Origin of the sequence: Terrabacter sp. LjRoot27 (assembly GCF_964254175.1) — a bacterium.
Taxonomy (GTDB): domain Bacteria; phylum Actinomycetota; class Actinomycetes; order Actinomycetales; family Dermatophilaceae; genus Terrabacter.
In genome coordinates this window covers 1,287,658-1,306,441 of the sequence record NZ_CAXUSS020000001.1, presented here as the reverse complement: position 1 = coordinate 1,306,441, position 18,784 = coordinate 1,287,658, and the positions used below count along the sequence as shown (strand labels likewise).

General features: G+C 73.5%; 14 protein-coding genes. 6 read left to right on the top strand and 8 right to left on the bottom strand.

What is annotated here, in order from left to right; all coding sequences use genetic code 11:
- Positions 1–278: 278 nt before the first annotated feature.
- From ACSQ2D_RS06100 to moeB, 7 genes are all read right to left on the bottom strand, one after another.
- On the bottom strand, positions 279–3,800 hold the full coding sequence (locus tag ACSQ2D_RS06100) for an ATP-dependent helicase (protein ID WP_435985086.1): 3,522 nt from the start codon (positions 3,798–3,800) through the stop codon (positions 279–281).
- Complete coding sequence (locus tag ACSQ2D_RS06095; RefSeq protein WP_435985085.1) at positions 3,797–7,033, bottom strand: ATP-dependent helicase; 3,237 nt, start codon at positions 7,031–7,033, stop codon at positions 3,797–3,799. The genes ACSQ2D_RS06100 and ACSQ2D_RS06095 overlap by 4 nt, the downstream gene beginning before the upstream one ends.
- A 203-nt stretch (positions 7,034–7,236) precedes the next feature.
- Positions 7,237–9,420, bottom strand: coding sequence for a catalase/peroxidase HPI (gene katG, locus ACSQ2D_RS06090; protein ID WP_435987823.1), 2,184 nt, complete (start codon positions 9,418–9,420; stop codon positions 7,237–7,239).
- 72 nt (positions 9,421–9,492) lie between these two features.
- Complete coding sequence (locus ACSQ2D_RS06085; RefSeq protein WP_435985084.1) at positions 9,493–9,921, bottom strand: Fur family transcriptional regulator; 429 nt, start codon at positions 9,919–9,921, stop codon at positions 9,493–9,495.
- A gap of 31 nt (positions 9,922–9,952) precedes the next feature.
- Positions 9,953–10,696 carry a DUF4386 domain-containing protein gene (locus ACSQ2D_RS06080; protein ID WP_435985083.1) on the bottom strand — a complete coding sequence of 248 codons (744 nt, stop codon included), beginning with the start codon at positions 10,694–10,696 and terminating at the stop codon, positions 9,953–9,955.
- Between the two features lie 216 nt (positions 10,697–10,912).
- Complete coding sequence (locus ACSQ2D_RS06075) at positions 10,913–11,653, bottom strand: MGMT family protein (protein ID WP_435985082.1); 741 nt, start codon at positions 11,651–11,653, stop codon at positions 10,913–10,915.
- A 10-nt stretch (positions 11,654–11,663) separates the two neighbouring features.
- Positions 11,664–12,842: a molybdopterin-synthase adenylyltransferase MoeB gene (gene moeB / locus ACSQ2D_RS06070; protein WP_435985081.1), complete on the bottom strand. Its 1,179-nt coding sequence runs from the start codon at positions 12,840–12,842 to the stop codon at positions 11,664–11,666.
- 112 nt (positions 12,843–12,954) lie between these two features.
- Between moeB and ACSQ2D_RS06065 the strand changes: the two genes are divergently transcribed.
- The 4 genes from ACSQ2D_RS06065 (at position 12,955) to ACSQ2D_RS06050 (ending at position 14,937) form a co-directional block, all read left to right on the top strand.
- Positions 12,955–13,647: a TetR/AcrR family transcriptional regulator gene (locus ACSQ2D_RS06065; protein ID WP_435985080.1), complete on the top strand. Its 693-nt coding sequence runs from the start codon at positions 12,955–12,957 to the stop codon at positions 13,645–13,647.
- Between the two features lie 56 nt (positions 13,648–13,703).
- Positions 13,704–13,925 carry a DUF3107 domain-containing protein gene (locus tag ACSQ2D_RS06060; protein WP_026864027.1) on the top strand — a complete coding sequence of 74 codons (222 nt, stop codon included), beginning with the start codon at positions 13,704–13,706 and terminating at the stop codon, positions 13,923–13,925.
- Between the two features lie 284 nt (positions 13,926–14,209).
- Complete coding sequence (locus ACSQ2D_RS06055) at positions 14,210–14,482, top strand: GlsB/YeaQ/YmgE family stress response membrane protein (protein WP_435985079.1); 273 nt, start codon at positions 14,210–14,212, stop codon at positions 14,480–14,482.
- A gap of 191 nt (positions 14,483–14,673) precedes the next feature.
- Positions 14,674–14,937, top strand: a complete 264-nt coding sequence (locus tag ACSQ2D_RS06050) for a GlsB/YeaQ/YmgE family stress response membrane protein (protein WP_435985078.1) — start codon at positions 14,674–14,676, stop codon at positions 14,935–14,937.
- Between the two features lie 167 nt (positions 14,938–15,104).
- On the opposite strand, the gene ACSQ2D_RS06045 is transcribed toward ACSQ2D_RS06050, so the two are convergent.
- A complete protein-coding gene (locus tag ACSQ2D_RS06045) occupies positions 15,105–15,893 on the bottom strand; it encodes a ferritin-like fold-containing protein (RefSeq protein WP_435985077.1) in 789 nt (262 codons plus the stop codon).
- Positions 15,894–16,131: 238 nt separating this feature from the next.
- Here ACSQ2D_RS06045 and ACSQ2D_RS06040 point away from each other — a divergent pair, with 238 nt between their 5' ends.
- Together ACSQ2D_RS06040 and ACSQ2D_RS06035 are read left to right on the top strand one after the other, a co-directional pair.
- A complete protein-coding gene (locus ACSQ2D_RS06040) occupies positions 16,132–18,003 on the top strand; it encodes a DEAD/DEAH box helicase (protein WP_435985076.1) in 1,872 nt (623 codons plus the stop codon).
- 203 nt (positions 18,004–18,206) lie between these two features.
- Positions 18,207–18,773, top strand: a complete 567-nt coding sequence (locus tag ACSQ2D_RS06035) for a pyridoxamine 5'-phosphate oxidase family protein (RefSeq protein ID WP_435985075.1) — start codon at positions 18,207–18,209, stop codon at positions 18,771–18,773.
- Positions 18,774–18,784 lie beyond the last annotated feature (11 nt).

Genomic DNA, 18,784 nt, shown 5'->3' with positions numbered 1-18,784 from the left:
CTCGAGTGGCCGCGTGACCACACCCGTCACGGCCCGCCCACGTCCGAGGGGTCCACTCCGGTGTGACGACGAGGCCACTCGACGAGCGGACGGACCGGACGGGTGTGACGACGGGGCCACTCGACGAGCGGACGGACCGGACGGGTGTGACGACGAGGCCACTCGACGAGCGGACGGACCGGACGGGTGTGACGACGAGGCCACTCGACGAGCGGACGGACCGGACGGGTGTGACGACGGGGCCACTCGAGTGGGACTGGGGGCTCGCTCGAGGGGGGCTACGCGTCGGGGAGGGTGCGGAGCAGGTCGACGAGGGAGTCTTCGCCCGGGAGGTCGGGGCGCACGGTGACGCCCTCCCCCGCGTAGTAGAACGCCGCTTCGACGAGCGACGCGTCGACGCCGCGCAGCCGGGCGAAGGCGACGGCATACGCCCCGAGCTGGAGCGCGCGGACGGTGGCGTCGCGCCCGGTCGGCCGGGCACCCGTCTTCCAGTCGACGACCGTCCACCCGCCGTCGTCGCGCGGGAAGACGGCGTCGACCCGGCCGCGGACGGCGATGCCGTCGATGACCGTCTCGATCGACATCTCGATCTCCTCCGGGATGCGGTCGGCCCACTCGCTGGCGAGGAAGCGCTCCTTCATCACGTCGAGGTCGCCGTCGTCGGCCGCCCCCTCGTCGGCGCTGCCGGGCAGGTCGAGCAGGTCGACGAAGGCGGCGCGTGAGTAGTGCTCCTCGATCCACGCGTGGAAGGCCGTGCCCTGCCGGGCGGCGACGGCCGGCGGGCTCGGCATCGGGCGCCTCAGCGACATCGCGAACGCCTCCGCGTCGCGGGCCAGCGAGACGACGGCGGACGCCGAGAGGTGACGTGGGACGTCGACGACGGGCTCACCGCGGGACCGTCGTGCCTCCTGCTCGGCGAGCAGGATGCGCAGGTCGTCGACGCGCGGATCCCCCTGGGGCACAGTGGGGCCCGCGTCGACGAGCGCAGCGATCCGGCGGTGCGCGTCGAGCAGGCCGACGCGCCGCGCCCCCATCGGGTCGTGGGGCCACAGCTGCGAGATCGGCACGGCGAGGTGAGGGTTGGTGGGCGCGGACGCCTTGCCCTTGTCGTCGACGACGGGCTCGGGGTCCGGCACCCAGGTGGTGCGCACGACGGAGCCGGGCAGCGTCTCCTCCACCTCGGCGAGGAAGCGCGAGGGCACGGAGAGGGTCTTCTTCGTCGCACCCCACAGGTGGGTCGTCAGGAGCATCGAGGCCCGCGCACGCGTCAAGGCGACGTAGGCGAGACGCCGCTCCTCGGCCACGGCATGGCGCCCGCCGTCGAGGACGAACGCGTCGATGGCGGCGCTCAGCGCCTTGCGGTCGGGCACGCCGCGCCAGTCGAGGTGCGGCAGGCCGGCCCGGTCGCCACGCAGGTCGTAGGGCAGCGAGTCGAGCCCGATGAGCCAGCCCTTGTCCTTGACGTCGCCCGAGCAGGCGTACGCCGTGGGCTCGCTGTCGGCGACGGGCGCCACCGCGGTCGCGCCGTGTGCCGGGAAGACGCCCTCGACGAGGGTCGGGACGGCGACGACGTCCCACTCGAGACCCTTGGCCGCGTGCACGGTGAGCACCTGCACGGCGTCGGCGTCGGACTCGGTGTGCCCGGCGTCGAGGCCGCGCTCCTGGTCGCGGGCCGCGTCGAGCCAGCTGAGGAAGCCGGAGAGCGTGGGCCGGTCGGCGGTGGTGGCGTAGCGCGCCGCGACATCGGCGAAGGCGTCGAGGTGCACGCGGGCGGTCGACGCCGTGTGCTCGGGGCGTGAGAGCACCTCGATGTCGAGCCCGATGGCGACCTCGGCCTCGGCGACGAGGTCGACGAGGGGCAGCGCCGTGAGTCGGCGGAGCCGGCGGACGACGTCGCCGAGGTCGTGCAGCCGGGCCAGGGCCTCGTCGCCGATGCGCGCGCCGTCGCGTGCGGTCCAGCCGGCCCGGGGCAGGTCGTCGAGCGCCTCGACGAGCGTGGCGGTGTCGGCACTGTCGGCGGCGAGGTCGGAGCCGCGGCGGTCATCGGGTGTCGCGTCGCCGGCCTGGTCACCCGCCGGCTCCGCCGCCGGGCCGGCGGACGGCGCCGGAGCGCCCGTGGCCGCAGGAGCGTCGGTCGCGGCCACGGACCCCGGGTCCTGCGCGACCGGGCCCCCGGCGCTGCCCGCCCCGGGCCGGTCGGGCCGGCCGGTTGGCGCCGTCGCCTCCGCGACGGCGCTCCCGACCCGGGGGGTCCGCGCGTGCAGCTCACGCGCCCACGCCCACAGCCCGGCCAGGTCGGCCGCGCCGAGACGCACGACGGGCCCGGTGAGCAGGCGCATCAGCTGGTCGCCGCGGCTGGGGTCCTGCACGACCCACAGGGCGGCCACGAGGTCGCTGACCTCGGGAGTGACGAGCAGGCCCCCGAGTCCGACGACCTCGACGGGCAGCTGGCGGCGGCGCAAGGCCTCGAGCACCATGGGGAAGGTCGAGCGTCGCCGGCACAGCACGGCCGCGCTGCGACCGGTGCGTCGGCCGCTCGGGCTGAACCAGTGCGAGGCGATCCAGGCGGCCAGGTGGTCGGCCTCCTCCTCGGCGGTCCCGAGCCGGGCCACCTCGATCGTCCCCACCCCGGCACCCGGCCGTGGTCGCAGCGGCTGCACGTGCTCGGTCGCGAGCGGCGCGGCGACGGCGTTGGCTGCGTCGAGGATGAGCGAGTCGTTGCGCCAGCTCGTCGACAGCGGCAGGACGTCGGCGGGGCCGTCGTCGCCACCGAACTCGGACGGGAACCGCAGGAGCGTGGTCGCGCTCGCCCCTCGCCAGCCGTAGATCGACTGGTTGGGGTCGCCGACGGCGGTCAGGGCGACGCCGGGGTGGTGGAAGAGCGACCGGAGCAGCTCGAGCTGGGCCTCGGAGGTGTCCTGGAACTCGTCGAGCAGCACGGCGCGGAACCGCTCGCGCTCGATCTCGCCGACGGCCGGCACCGACCGGGTCAGCCGGGCGGCGATGGCCATCTGGTCGGCGAAGTCGAGCGACTCGCGCTCGCGCTTGAGGGCGAGGAAGGCCTCGACGATCGGCAGGACCGTGCGGCGCTCGCGCAGGACGGCGACCGCGTCGCGGGCGGCGGTGAGCGACCCGCGTCCCTCGCCGTCGGGCAGTGCGTCGAGGCGCGCGAGCACGGCGTCGAGGTGGTCCATGACCTCGACGGGCGTGCGCACGTGCTCGGCCATCTCGCCGGCGAGCGCCATGACGGCCTGGATCACGGTCGCCTCGCTCTTGACGACGTCGTCCATCGGACCGTCCCAGCGCGACACCGCCTCGGCGGCCAGCTGCCACGCGCCGGCCTCGGTGAGGATGCGGAACTCCGGCTCGATGCCCACCCGGAGGGCGTGCTCGCGGACGAGCCGGCCGGCATACGCGTGGTAGGTGGAGACGGTCGGGGTGCCGCCGAGCACCTCGGCGCCCGTGCCGTCGTCGGCGGGCGGCGTCCAGATGCCGGCCCGTTCGAGGCCGCGCAGACGCTTGGCGATGCGCTGGGAGAGCTCCGCGGCGGCCTTGCGGGTGAACGTCAGGCCCAGCACCTGGTCGGGGTCGACGAGGCCGTTGGCGACGAGCCACACGACGCGTGCCGCCATCGTCTCGGTCTTGCCCGAGCCGGCGCCGGCGACGACGAGGAGCGGGCGGGCGCCCGCCTCGATGACGGCGGCCTGCTCGGCCGTGGGCGGCGGCATCTCGAGAGCCGTCGCGATGTCGAAGGCGCTGTGCGACGCCGTCGGGGCGGGGCGTGCCTCGGTCGTCGTCACAGGGCGTCCCCCTCGGGCTGGACGGGGCACGACGACCGGACCGGGCACGTCTCGCAGGCCTTGCCCTGCGCGGCCCGGAACTCGGCAGCACCCATCCCCTCGGCGGTCTCCTCGACGAGCATCCGTGCCCACGTCGGGTCGCCGCTGCTCGTCAGCGGTGGCTGCGGCAGCACGCTCGGCTTGAGACCGGAGAGCCCTCCCTTGCCGATGAAGGCGAGCGCCGCGCCGGCGCTGCGGTCGCCGAGCGCGGGGAACCCGCCCTCCTCGACGGCCACCTGGTAGGCCCCGAGCTGGCCGTGCTGGGCGAGCTCGGCCTTGGTCGGCTTGGACTTGCCGGTCTTGAGGTCGACGATGCGCAGGCGGCTCTCGGCGTCGCGCTCGATGCGGTCGACGCGCCCGGCGACGACGGCACGCCCGACCTCGACCCGGAAGTCGGCCTCGATCCCGACGCGCTCCCAGTCGCGCTCGGCGCCGGTCCGGTAGGCGACGAACCGGGCCACCATGTCGTGGGCCTCCTGGTGGGTGCGGTCGGTGACCCACCCGGGCTTGAGCCCGAGGCGCCCCCACCGCGCGTCGACCTCGTGCTTCAGCTCCTCGAGCGGGGCGTCGGGCAGCTCGGCGACGATGTCGTGGACGAAGGTGCCGACGGAGGCAGCGCCGAGGGAGACGCCCTCCCCGCCGACCGAGGTGAGGAACCAGCGCAGCCCGCAGTCGGCGAAGTAGGTGACCTTCGACGGCGACACGGGGACCGGCTCGTCGGGTCGGCGCACGGGGCGCGCGCTCGTCACCGAGCGCAACGCCCACCACGACGTCGGGTCGGCCCCGCGCACGCCCTCGCGCGCGGCAGCCGCGAGCAGGTTGAGGGCGGGCTCGGCGACACCGGGGTCGGGGCTGACGGCCTCGCGCCGCAGCTCTCCGACGAGCCCGGGGAGGGTCATGGTGCGCGCCACCTCCGAGTGCGGGCGCACCTCGTCGGCGAGCCTCGTGGTGGCGGGCGGGTCGACGAGGTCGAGGTAGACCGACGGCTGCTCGTCCTCGTTGCCGACGGCGGTGACGAGGAGGCGCTCGGTGGCGCGGGTGACGGCGACGAGGAAGAGGCGCGTCTCGTCGTAGCGCACGGCGGCCTGCGCGGCGCGGAAGCCGAGCGGCCGCTGGGCCACGACGTCGACGAGGTCCTCGGACCCGAGCACCGAGCCACGGAGGCGCAGGTCGGGCCACACGCCCTCCTGGACGCCCGCGACGACGACGATCCGCCACTCGCGACCGGCGGCCGTCTGCGGCGTCAGGAGGGCGACACGGCCGCCGGACTGACCGCCGACGAGCAGGGTGTCGCCGGGGACGTCCTGGCCCTGGATGTGCTCGAGGAACTTGTCGGGCCCGGCGGTCGGCAGGCGGTCGACGAACGCACCCGCGGCGTCGAAGAGCGCGAGCACGGCATCGAGGTCGCGGTCGGCCCGCTCGCCCGAGGTGCCTCCGGAGAGCGCCTGTCGTCGCCATCCGTCGGCCACGCCCGCGCCCTGCCAGATGGCCCAGAGCACCGACTCGGCCGTGACTCCCCGCGCCCACCGGCCGTCGTCGGCGACGCGCGCTGCCGCGGCACCCGCCGCGAGCGCCGTCGCGATGCGCTCGGCGGGGCGCGCGGTCGACCCGAGCATCCGGGCGCGGGGCTGTGACTGGAGCAGCTCGGCGAGCAGCTCGTCGCTCGATCGCCCACCCCCGGAGGCGAGCTCGTCCTGCCGGAGCAGTCGCCGCAGCCGGCGCAGGCCGACGGTGTCGCTCCCCCCGACCGGCGACAGCACGAGGTCTGCGGCCCGCACGGGGTCGATGACGTGGCTCTCGCCGCGGTGCTCGGCGCGGGCGATGGCGATGCTCTCCTCGAGCAGGTGCAGCAGCGGGCGGACCGCGCTCTCGTCGCGCACCGGCGTCTCGGCGCTGCCCGCCTGGACGGGCACCCCGGCCTGCCCGAGGAGGCGACGCATCGCGTCGGCGCGTCCCGAGCCGCGCACGATGACGGCCATGTCGGTCCAGGGCACGCCCTCGACGAGGTGCGCCCGGCGCAGCAGCGCCGCGACGTGCGCCGTCTCCTGGGCCGCGGAGCGCAGCAGGGCGACCTCGACGGTGCCGCGCGACGGGTCTGCGGCCGCGGACGCCATCCGCCGCTGCTCGCCGCCGCCGAGCGCACCGATGCGCCGCGAGACGCGGTCGGCCACACCCACCATGGCCGCGCCGAGCCGGTGGGTCCGGTCGAGCACGACGGTCTCGCTCACGCCGTCGCCGGCGTCGTCGATGAGGTCGAAGAGGCCGCCGACGAAGCGCGGGTCGCGGCCGGCCCCCGCGAGGTCGGTCCAGCCGTCGGCGAGGAAGCGCGGGTCGGCGCCGCGGAAGGTCTGGACCGCGACGTCGGGGTCACCGAGGAGGACCACCCGTGGACCCCCGGGGCGGGCGACGACGCGCAGCAGCCGAGCCGCCGCCGACGTCAGCTCCTGGGCCTCGTCGACGACGACGAGGCGGATGCGCTCGTGGAGCCGGTCGAGGGCCGACGGGTCGTCGTCGAGCAGCTCGGCGACCGCGGTGAGCACCCACGCGGGGTCGTAGGAGCCGTGCCGGCTGAACGAGGTGACCTGGTCGTACTCGCGCAGCACGTGCGCGGCCGCCGCCCACTCGGGTCGGTCGTGCTCGGCGGCGAGCCGGGCGAGGTCGTCGGGGCCCTGGCCCAGCTCGACCGAGCGCATGAGCAGGTCGCGCAGCTCGTTGCGGAAGCCGCGGGTCGTCAGCGCCTCGCGCAGCTGCTCGGGCCACGACGGCCCGCGCACCTCACCCGAGGCGTGCCCGGCGAGCAGGTCGCGCAGGATGACGTCCTGCTCGGGACCGTTGAGCAGCCGCGGGGGTGGGTCGCCGCGCAGGGCCGCCTCGGCCCGGAGCACCCCGAAGCCGAAGGCCTGCCACGTGCGCGCGAGCGACTCGGTGGACGTGCCGCCGAGTCGCGCCGTGACCTGCTGGCGCAGCTCGCCCGCCGCGCTGCGGCTCGAGGTGAGCACGAGGCACGCGTCGGCCCGCAGCCCCTGCTGCCGCACGGCGTCGACGACGAGCTCGACCGCGAGCGTCGACTTGCCGGTGCCCGGCCCGCCGAGGACCCGCAGCACCCGGGCGGAGGAGCCGAGCGCGGCCTGCTGCCGCTCGTCGAGCCGCACCTGCGCCGGGGCGAGGGCGGGAGCTCGACGGAGGATGACCACCGGAGGATTCCATCACGCCCGACCGACACCCGCGCACGACCCGACGGCGTATGCCGTGTGCCCCCCACCCGCCGGCGCGCCCGCTCTCCCCCCGGCGGGGGCTCGGGCCCTCGGTGGCGCGAGCGGACCCCCGGGCCGGGCGGACGCGCGAAGGGCCCGGGACGGCATACGCCATCCCGGGCCCCGTGCGGTGCGTCAGGCCGTCACCTGACGTCGAAGCGGTCGGCCTCCATGACCTGCGACCACGCGGCGACGAAGTCGTGGACGAACTTCTCGGCGGCGTCGTCGCTGGCGTAGACCTCGGCGAGGGCGCGCAGCTCGGAGTTGGAGCCGAAGAGCAGGTCGACGCGGCTGCCGGTCCACGTCTGCTCGCCCGCGGCGTTCGTCGCGGTGAACGTGTCGGCGCCCTCGTTCGCAGCCGTCCACGTCGTGCCGAGCTCGAGCAGGTTGACGAAGAAGTCGTTCGTCAGCGTGCCGACGCGGTCGGTGAGGACACCCGTCGTCGAGCCACCGGTGTTGGCACCGAGGACGCGCAGGCCGCCGACGAGGACCGTCATCTGCGGGGCCGAGAGGCCGAGCAGGTTGGCGCGGTCGAGGAGGAGGTACTCGGCGGGCACGCGACCCGGCTTGCCGACGTAGTTGCGGAAGCCGTCGTGCTTCGGCTCGAGGTAGCCGAACGACTCGACGTCGGTCTGCTCCTGCGTGGCGTCGACGCGACCGGCGCGGAAGGGCACCTCGACGGTGACGCCGCCTGCGGCAGCGGCCTGCTCGACCGCGACGTTGCCGCCGAGGACGATGAGGTCGGCGAGCGAGACGGTGGCACCGCCACGGCCGTTGAAGTCGGCCTGGATGCCCTCGAGGACACGCAGGACGGTCGCCAGCTCGGCGGGGTCGTTGACGTCCCAGCCGCTCTGCGGCTCGAGACGCACGCGCGCACCGTTGGCGCCACCGCGCTTGTCGCTGCTGCGGAACGTCGACGCGGACGCCCACGCGGCCTTGACGAGCTGGGTGACGGTGAGGTCGGAGTCGGCGATGGCCCGCTTGAGCGTCGCGATGTCGTCGGCACCGATCGGCTCACCGGCGGCGGTGGGGAGCGGGTCCTGCCACAGCAGCTCCTCCTGCGGCACCTCGGGGCCGAGGTAGCGCTCGACCGGGCCCATGTCGCGGTGGGTCAGCTTGAACCAGGCACGCGCGAAGGCGTCGGCGAACTCGGCCGGGTTCTCGTGGAAGCGGCGCGAGATCTTCTCGTACGCCGGGTCGACGCGCAGGGCCAGGTCGGTCGTCAGCATCGTGGGCAGGCGCTTGGCGCCGCCCTCGTTCGGAGCCGGGATGATCGCCTCGGCGTCCTTGGCGACCCACTGGGCCGCGCCCGCGGGGCTCTGCGACAGCTCCCACTCGTGACCGAAGAGCACGTCGAAGAAGGTGTTGTCCCACTGCGTCGGCGTGGGAGTCCACGTGACCTCGAGGCCGGACGTGATGGCGTCCTGGAGCTTGCCGGTGCCGTAGGACTGCTTCCAGCCGAGGCCCTGCTCCTCGAGCGGGGCACCCTCGGGCTCGGTGCCGACGTACTTCAGCGGGTCGGCGGCGCCGTGCGTCTTGCCGAAGGTGTGACCGCCGGCGATGAGGGCGACGGTCTCCTCGTCGTTCATCGCCATGCGGCCGAACGTCTCGCGGATGTCGCGGGCGGACTGCAGGGGGTCCGGGTTGCCGTTGGGACCCTCGGGGTTGACGTAGATGAGGCCCATCTGGACCGCGGCGAGCGGGTTCTCGAGGTCGCGGTCGCCGGTGTAGCGCTCGTCGCCGAGCCACTCGGCCTCCGAGCCCCAGTAGACGTCGGCGTCCGGCTCCCAGACGTCCTCGCGTCCGCCGCCGAAGCCGAAGGTCGTAAAGCCCATCGACTCGAGGGCGACGTTGCCGGTGAGGACGATGAGGTCGGCCCACGAGAGCTTCTGGCCGTACTTCTTCTTGACCGGCCACAGCAGGCGGCGGGCCTTGTCCAGGTTGCCGTTGTCGGGCCAGGAGTTGAGCGGGGCGAAGCGCTGCTGCCCGGCACCCGCGCCGCCGCGACCGTCCTGCACGCGGTAGGTGCCGGCGCTGTGCCAGGCCATGCGGATCATGAACGGGCCGTAGTGGCCGAAGTCGGCGGGCCACCAGTCCTGCGAGTCGGTGAGCACGGCCGCGATGTCGGCCTTGACGGCGGCGAGGTCGAGGCTGTTGAAGGCCGCGGCGTAGTCGAAGTCCTCACCGAGCGGGTTGGCGACCGCGGGGTTCTTGGCGAGGATCTTGAGGTTGAGGCGGTTGGGCCACCAGTCCTCGTTGCTCGTGCCCGCGGGGCGGGTCGACCGGTCGTGGGCCACGGGGCACTTGCTGGCCTCCGGCTCGTTCATCTCGCCGACTTCGGCGTTGGGCTGGTGGAGCTCAGACACGAGGACGTCCTTCTCTTTCTGGGGTGGGCAACTTCAGGAGGCGGCCTCGGCGGCGCACTCGGGGCAGATGCCCCAGTACGTCACCTCGGCCTCGTCGATCACGAATCCGTGGGGGTCGGATGCCGTGAGGCACGGGGCGTGGCCGACGGCGCAGTCGACGTCGGCGATGGAGCCGCACGAGCGGCACACGACGTGGTGGTGGTTGTCGCCGACGCGCACCTCGTAGCGGGCGACCGAGCCCGTCGGCTGGATGCGGCGCACGAGTCCGGCGTCGGTGAGGGCCCGCAGGACGTCGTAGACGGCCTGGTGGGACACGTCGCCGGCGACCTCGCGGACGCGCCGGATGACGGTGTCGGTGTCGGTGTGCGGGTGGTCGTGCAGGACCGAGAGGACGGCGACACGCTGGCGCGTCACACGCAGGCCGGACTCGCGCAGCTGCACCTCGACGTCGGCTCCGGTCATGCCCCGAGTCTCCCGGCTTGTCTGGAACAAATCAAGTCTTGTCCGCCCTCGGACGGCCGAGCCGGTAGAGCTGCCAGCCCACCGCCGCCATCCACACCGGGAGCAGGATCCCGTAGACGACGTAGAACCCCTCGACGACCATGCGCAGCGCCTCGGCCGCGATCCCGAGCACCCCGGTGACCACTCCCAGCCAGGCGACCCAGCGCGGGAACACCCCACGCAGCATGACGACCGAGACGAGGAGCAGGCCCACGGTCGTCAGGGGCCCGACGACGGAGCTCGTGCGGTTCTGCGCGATGAGCGTCTCGGCCGCCGTCGCGAGGGTCATCCGGCGCGCGGGGTCGGCCACGGCGAACTGGTCGCTGAGGTGGACGAGGGCCGGCGCCCCCGTCGTCGTGGTGGGGATCGTCAGGGTGAGGGCCCACGCGCCGCCGCCGATCGCCGTGCCCAGAGCGGCCAGGCTCCGGTCGAGATGCCGCAGCGCGGGGAAGAGTGACAGGTAGACGACGGCGGCGAAGACTCCGGGGACGATCCAGAGCTGCTGCTGGAGGACGTAGAGCGACCGGTGCGCGGCGATGTGGGCGAGCGTCGCGGTGCCGCCCTCGGTCGGTGCTGCCGGTGCCGCCACGGTCAGGACGATGCCGGCGACGACCATGACGACGAACACCCCGGCACAGGCCCCGCCGATCCGGTAGAGGCGGGCCCACGACGGGTCCGGCACGGTCGTCGCCGGAGCCGCGCTGTCCGACGCCGAGGCGTACGTGGACGTGACCATCGGACCGTCTCCTCGGTGACCTGGCTGACGTGGTGGACGTGGTGGACGTGGTGGACGTGGTGGACGTGGACCTCGTGGGCAACCCGCACCCACGGCCGCTCTCCACCATCACCGACCGCGCCCGGGAGCGGCAGGGTCGAAGGTCCCGGCCAGGGTCCCGACCTTCCGGGTGGCGCGGCGGCGGGCGCCGGGAGGCAGGCGTCAGGGAGGCTGGCGTCAGGCGTCGGCCGCGACGACCTCGACCTCGAAGCCCTCGCCGCTCTCGAGGTAGGCGGCGTAGTGCTGCGGACCACCGGCATACGGGTGCGTGTCGGCGAACATCAGCGTCCACCCGCCCTCGCCGCAGGCGTCGACGAGCGAGTCGACCTCGGCGCGCGAACCGCCATGGAAGGCAAGGTGGTTCAGGCCCGCGCGCGTGCGCTCGTGGCGTCCGGCGACGACGTCGGGTCCGGCCTCGACGACGACGTAGAGCGAGCCGAGCTCCCACGCCTGGCCGTGCCCCCAGTCGTCACCGAGGTGGTAGCCGAGGCGTCCGAGCAGCCACCCCCACTCGCGCTTGGCCGCGGCGATGTCGTCGACCCAGATCTCGACGTGGTGCAGGCCACCGCGCGGTCCCGCTCCCCCGGCGGCACCGGACGCGGCCGGCGCCCCACCGAAGTCCCAGCGAGCCCGGCCCATGTCGGCGCGGCCACCGTCGACGAGCCCGCCCACCATGGGCGTCCCCTCGGCCCGCCAGTGCTCGAGGGCCTCGTCCTCGAGGCCCTGCGGCGGACGACCGTCGGAGCGGATGACCCGCCACCACGGCACGTCCGAGCCGTAGCGGCTCATCACCGTGCCGACCGTGCGCGGCCCCATGCCGCCGAGCCGCTTGGCGATGTCGCCGTAGGCGAGCACCCGCCCCTCGGGGATGGTCGCGACGAGGTCGAGCACGCGCTCGGCGTGGTCCTCCAGCGGCACGGGCGTCCTCTCAGTACTCGGGCTGGCTCGGGTCGATCTCCCGGAGGTAGGCGAGTATGCCGCCCTCGACGTTCGCGACGTCCGTGAGCCCCGCGCGCAGCGCCAGTCGCGTCGCCTCGGCCGAGCGCCCACCCACCTTGCAGTGGATGAGCACCCTTCTGTCCTCAGGCAGCTCGTCGAACGCCTCACCCGAGCGGAAGCGGTCGAGGTGGATGGCGACGGCGCCGGGGATCGAGGCGATGGCTCGCTCCTCGTCGCCGCGGACGTCGACGAGCAGGGGCGGCTCGTCGGTCGCGAGCTCGCCCACCATCTCGTGGACGGTGACGGTCGGCAGGTCGCCCTCGTCGTGCGCGGCGGCACCGGGCACTCCGCAGAACTCGACGTAGTCGATGAGCTCGGTGACGGTCGGCTCGTCGCCGCAGACCGGGCACCCGGGATCGGCCCGCACGGTCAGGGTGTCCCACGTCTGGCGCAGCGCGTCGTGGACCATGAGCCGCCCGACGAGCGGCTCGCCGATGCCGAGCAGGAGCTTGATCGCCTCGGTCGACTGGATCGACCCGATGGCGGCGCAGAGCACGCCGAGCACGCCGCCCTCCGCACAGCTCGGCACCGAGCCTGGCGGCGGCGGGTCGGGGAACACGCATCGGTAGCAGGGCCCCCGGCCGGCCCACCACACCGAGACCTGGCCGTCGAAGCGGAGGATCGAGCCCCACACGTGCGGCTTGCCGAGCATGACGCACGCGTCGTTGACGAGGTAGCGGGTCGGGAAGTTGTCGGTGCCGTCGACGACGAGGTCGTAGTCGCCGATGATCGCCAGCGCGTTGGCGGAGTCGAGCGCGACCTCGTGCCGGACCACCTCGACGTGCGGGTTGACGCGGTGGACCGCGGCCTCGGCGGACTCGGTCTTGGGTCGGCCGATGTCGGCGTCGGAGTGGATGACCTGGCGGTGCAGGTTGGTGAGGTCGACGACGTCGGCGTCGACGACCCCGATGGTGCCGACCCCGGCGGCCGCGAGGTAGAGCAGCGCGGGCGACCCGAGCCCGCCGGCCCCGACGACGAGCACCCGGGAGGCGGCCAGCCGCTCCTGGCCGTCACGGCCGACGTCGGGCAGCAGCACGTGCCGCGCGTACCTCGTCGTCTCGGCCTTGCTGAGCGGCCGACCCGTCTTGACCAGCGGATCCGTCGACATGCCCTCACCGTACTGCTGGGTATGGTGAGCACGACACCGTCGTCTGCGGGGGCGGACGACGAGCACCGACGAGCACCGACGAGCAACGCGCCCACCGGCGAAGAGGATCCGCATGGCAGACGAGACCACCCCTCCGGGCCGCGGCCAGCGGCTGCCCCGCTCCGAGCGGCGCGCCCAGCTGCTCGACGCCGCCCTCGGCGTCTTTGTCGAGAACGGCTACCACGCCGCCGCGATGGACGACATCGCCGCGCGGGCCGGGGTCTCCAAGCCCGTGCTCTACCAGCACTTCCCCGGCAAGCTCGAGCTCTACCTCGCGCTCATCGACCAGCACACCGGCGAGCTCGAGCAGCTCGTGCGCGACGCCCTGGCGCTGTCCGACAACAAGGCCCGCATCAACACGATGACGCGCGCCTACTTCGACTTCGTAGGCCAGGAGGGCGCCGCCTTCCGCCTCATCTTCGAGTCCGACCTCGCCAACGAGCCCGAGGTCCGCAAGCGCCTCGACCAGATCGACCTCACCTGCGCCGAGGCGATGGCCGAGATCATCCGCAGCGAGACCTCGATGGACCAGGAGGAGGCCGTCCTCGTCGGCGTGGCCTTCGTCGGCCTGGCCCAGACGTCGGCCCGCCACTGGCTGACCCACGAGGCGACGCTCTCCAAGGAGACGGCCGTGCGCCTCACCGCCGCGCTCATCCGGCGCGGCTTCGGCGCGTTCCCGGTCGTCGGCCGGGGCGAGGGCCGCAGCGACGAGGGCGACAGGCCCGGCGGCGCGGCCAGGGAATCGGTCGGCACGCCGGCTCGTTAAGGTGACGACAGGACGCGGTCGACCGCGTCCACCAAGACTGAGAAAGCAGGTTTGACGTGGAGGTCCGCATCGGCGTGCAGAACGTGGCACGCGAGATCACCTTCGAGACGACCCAGAGCAGCGACGAGATCTTCGCCGCCGTCAAGGCGTCCCTCGGCTCCGAGGCCCTCGAGCTGACCGACGACAAGGGCGGTCGCATCATGGTCCCGTCCGCTTCGATCGGCTACGTGACGACGGGTGCCGAGCGCAAGTCAGGCGTCGGTTTCGGCGCTCATTGAACGCGTCCGAGGAGCACGACCCCCTGGCAGTCCCGGTGCCGGCCACGGCGAGCGCCGAGTGACCCACCGAAGGACCACCGTCCCAGGACGGTCTGCCCGGGCATGACGAAGGCCGCCGACCCCCGTGGTCGGCGGCCTTCGTCATGCCCGAGGGGCCGGCCTCATGACTCGCCCTGCTCCGGGGTGTGGCCCGGAGCGACCATGCGGGTACAAGGTGGAGGAACGAGCCGGGATCGCCGGGTCGTCGCCGCCCGCGCAGCGGGCTCGAAGGAGGAAGCGTAGACATGATCGGAACCATCCTTGCCGCCCTCGTTGCGGGTGCGATCGTGGGACCGCTCGCCCGGTTGGTGCTGCCCGGCAAGCAGAACATGAGTGTCCTGCTCACCGTGATCCTCGGTGCCCTCGGCTCCCTGATCGGCGCCTTCATCTACTACAAGGCCACGGGTGTCAGCGACACCAAGGGGATCGACTGGATCTCCGGCCTCATCGGCGTCGTCGTCGCGGCCGCGCTCATCGTCGGCTACGGCATGATCACCGGCAACCGCCAGACGCGCTGACGCTTCGGACGGGCTCCCCGACCCGGGTCGCTCGTCCCCTTCGTCCCCTCACGGGCGAATCCCGGTGAATTGGCATGCGCCACATCCACCACACCAGCCCCACGCGGTGGGACATTGATCTCGTCGCAGGAGTTGTCCGCACCCCTCGCGGACCAAGCGGCCGTCCACGTGACGGCCAGAAGGAGCGTCACATGGTCTCAACCATCATCGGAGCCATCATCGTCGGTGCCATCATCGGTGCCCTCGGCCGGCTCATCCTCCCCGGCAAGCAGAACATCTCGCTCGTCGTGACGATCCTCATCGGCATCGTCGCCAACGTCATCGTGACGTTCGTCGTGCGCCAGCTCGGCTACTCGAACAACTCGGGTATCGCCTGGATCCCGCTGATCCTCGGCGCCATCGTGGCGGCGATCATCATCGTTCTCTACGGCCGCATGACCAGCAAGTCGGTCTGACCGACGCACTGACCGAGGGGCCCGACCGTCCGCGGTCGGGCCCCTCGGCATGTCCGGCACCCTCCCGGACGTCGCGCGTCGCGCCATGGCGTATGCCGTGTCGTGGCCCCGCGTGACCACGCCCTCCGCGCCCCTCCGCGCCCGGGGCGGCAGGGCGGCATACGCCCTCAGGCCGACAGGCCGAGACGCTCCATCCGGCGGGAGTGCTCGTCGGTGAGGCGGGCGAACATGCGGCCGAGCTCGGCGAGGTCGGCCCCGGCGCGCCCGGGCGCCCCGACGAGGATGCTCGCGAGCGCGTCGCGCTCGACCCCGACGCGCTGGGCCTGGGTGATGGCCTCACCGACGAGTCGACGGCCCCACAGCGCGAGCCGACCCGCGAGGCGCGGGTCGGTGGTGATCGCCTCGCGGACGACGGTGACGGCGAAGTCGGCCTGCCCGGTGTCCTCGAGAACGCTGACGACGAGCGAACGCGTGTCCTCGTCGACGTAGCGGGAGATCTCCCGGTAGAAGTCCTGGGCGATGCCCTCGCCGACGTAGGCCTTGACGAGCCCCTCGAGGAAGTCGGAGGCGGCCGTGCGCTCGTGGAAGGCGTCGACGGCCGGCACGAACGGCTCCATGGCCGACTCCGGCTCGACGCCGAGGGACGTGAGGCGCTCGGTGAGCACGGAGTAGTTCTTCAGCTCGTGCGCGGCGAGGACGGCGAGCGCCGACTTGTGACGCAGCGTGGGCGCGAGCTCGGCGTCCTTGGCGAGCTGGCTGAAGGCCCGCAGCTCGCCGTACGCGAGCGCACCGAGCAGGTCGGTGACGGCGGCGAGGTAGCCGGGCTCGACGGTGCTCTCCTCGGAGCTCTCAACGGTGCTCTCAACGGGGCTCTGCTCGCTGCTTTCCTCGGGGCTCTGCTCGGGGCTCCCACCGTCCGTGTCGAGGCGGGGTCCGGGCGTCGCGTCGTCGCTCATGCGCCCAATCTAGTGAACGAGTTCGGGCGTTCTGCCCGCATGCCGGTAGACTGGGCTTGACAACTCGGTGCCCGGTCGGCCCGAAGGTTTGCCCAGATGGTGCTCGCGGACTCCCCGCGCACCGGTGGAGCCCGCACGTGCGAGAGCCACCCACCGTCCCTGACAGTCTCCGATCGGCCCGTCACGCGCCACTGAGCTCCCGCACCGTCGGGGTGCTCGTGCCGATCGAGAGATGCCCATGACCCAGCCCCACGAGACCCCCGCCGACGCGGGGGTCGCCACGGACGCGCCCGAGCCCACCGTCGCCGAGTCGGTCGCGGACACGGCTCCCGAGGCCCCCACCGAGACGGCGGAGCCGCTCACCCCCGCGGCCGAGGAGCCGGTCGCCCCCGAGCTGACCTTCGCCGACTTCGACGTCCACCCCGACATCGTCGCCTCGCTCGCCGAGCACGGGATCGTCCACCCGTTCCCCATCCAGGCCATGACGCTACCCGTCGCCCTCGGCGGCCACGACATCATCGGCCAGGCCAAGACCGGCACCGGCAAGACCCTCGGGTTCGGCGTGCCGATCCTCAACCGCGTCCTCGCCCCCGGCGACGCCGGCTTCGACGAGCAGGCCCGCCCGGGCAAGCCGCAGGCCCTCGCGGTCGCCCCGACGCGCGAGCTCGCCGTCCAGGTCGCGAGCGACCTCGAGCGGGCCGGCCGCAAGCGCGGCGTCCGCGTGCTCACCGTCTACGGCGGCCGCGCCTACGAGCCGCAGATCGAGGCCCTGAAGAAGGGCGTCGAGGTCGTCGTCGGCACGCCCGGCCGCCTCATCGACCTGGCCAAGCAGGGCCACCTCGACCTGTCGCAGGCGCGCACCGTCGTGCTCGACGAGGCCGACGAGATGCTCGACCTCGGCTTCCTGCCGGACGTCGAGACGCTCATGTCGCTGACGCCGGCCTCGCGCCAGACGATGCTCTTCTCCGCGACCATGCCGGGCGCCATCGTGGCCCTCGCCCGTCGCTACATGTCCCAGCCGACGCACATCCGTGCCATGGGCGACGAGAACGAGAACGCCCACACGGTCAAGGCCGTCGAGCAGTTCGTCTACCGCGCCCACGCCATGGACAAGGTCGAGATGCTCTCGCGCATGCTCCAGGCCAACGGCCGCGGCCTGACGATCATCTTCAGCCGCACCAAGCGCACCGCCGCCAAGGTCTCCGACGAGCTCGTCGAGCGCGGTTTCGCGGCTGCCGCGATCCACGGCGACCTCGGCCAGGGCGCCCGTGAGCAGGCGCTGCGCGCGTTCCGCAACGGCAAGGTCGACATCCTCGTCGCGACCGACGTCGCGGCCCGTGGCATCGACGTCGAGAACGTCACGCACGTCATCAACTACCAGTGCCCCGAGGACGAGAAGACCTACCTGCACCGCATCGGCCGCACGGCCCGCGCCGGCAACACCGGTGTGGCGGTGACCTTCGTCGACTGGGACGACCTGCACCGCTGGGCGCTCATCAACAAGACGCTCGACCTCGGCATCCCCGAGCCGCAGGAGACCTACTCCAGCTCGGACCACCTCTACAGCGACCTCGACATCCCCACCGATGCCAAGGGCCGCCTGCGCCGCTCGCAGCAGAAGCTCGCGGGCCTCGGCGCCGAGGAGATCGAGGACCTCGGCGAGACCGGCAAGCGCCACGGCAAGTCCGGTGCGGGCGCCGGTCGCGGCGACCGCGACCGTGGTGACCGCGACCGTGGTGACCGCGACCGTGGTGACCGTGGCGGCGACCGTGGGCGCTCGCGCTCCGACCGTGGCCGCGGCGACGCCGCAGCGAGCGGGTCGTCCGACTCGTCCGACTCCGGCGAGACGCCGGCCGCCGAGGGTGGCGAGAGCCGCCCCCGTCGCAGCCGCAACCGCCGTCGTACGCGTGGTGCGGGGGCTGCGGCCGCCGGTGCCGCGGGCGAGTCCGGTGCCGCCGAGTCGTCGGCTCCCGCCGGCAACGGCCCCGAGGGTGGGTCCGACGCCGCCGAGGGTGGCTCGCGTCCGCCGCGCCGTCGCCGTCGTGGCGGTGCCGGTCGTGGCGGTGCCGGTCGGGGCGAGTCCGCGCCGGCGACGGCCGCCGCGGAGTGACGCCGCGACGTCGGGCCACGACGGCTGACGTCGCACCCAGCACGTGAGAGGCCCGGGCCGACACCACGCGGTGTCAGCCCGGGCCTTCGCTGTCCCGTGCGCGCACGCCACGCGACCGGAGGTCCACGCTGCGGTCAGGTGGAGGCGGCCGGACGGCGCGCTCCTACGCTGGTGGGAGACGCCAGCACCGAGGAGGCCCACCCATGAAGCTCCACGACGGCATCGACGCGCGGCTGCGCGCCTTCATCGAGGCGCAGCACCTCTTCTTCGTCGCGACGGCCCCGCTCGCCGCAGACGGCCACGTCAACCTCTCCCCCAAGGGTCTCGACGGCACCTTCGCCGTGCTCGGTGAGCACGCCGTCGCCTATCTCGACCTCACGGGCAGCGGCGCCGAGACGGTCGCGCACCTGCGCGAGAACGGTCGCGTGACCGTCATGTTCTGTGCGTTCGAGGGCCCGCCCAACATCGTGCGGCTGCACGGGACCGGTCGCTACGTCGCGCTCGGTGACAGCGAGTTCGACTCGTACCGCGGGCTCTTCGCCGACCACCCGGGAGCCAGGGGCGTCGTCGTCGTCGACGTCGAGCGCGTCTCCGACTCGTGCGGGTACGCCGTGCCCCTCATGAGCCACGACCGTGACCGTGACCTGCTGACCCGGTGGGCGGGCAACCGGGGCGACGACGGCCTGGCGACCTACCGCGCCACGAAGAACGCGACCTCCATCGACGGCCTCCCCGCCCTCGACCCGGCGTCCACCCCCACCCCCTCCTGAGGCAACACCCC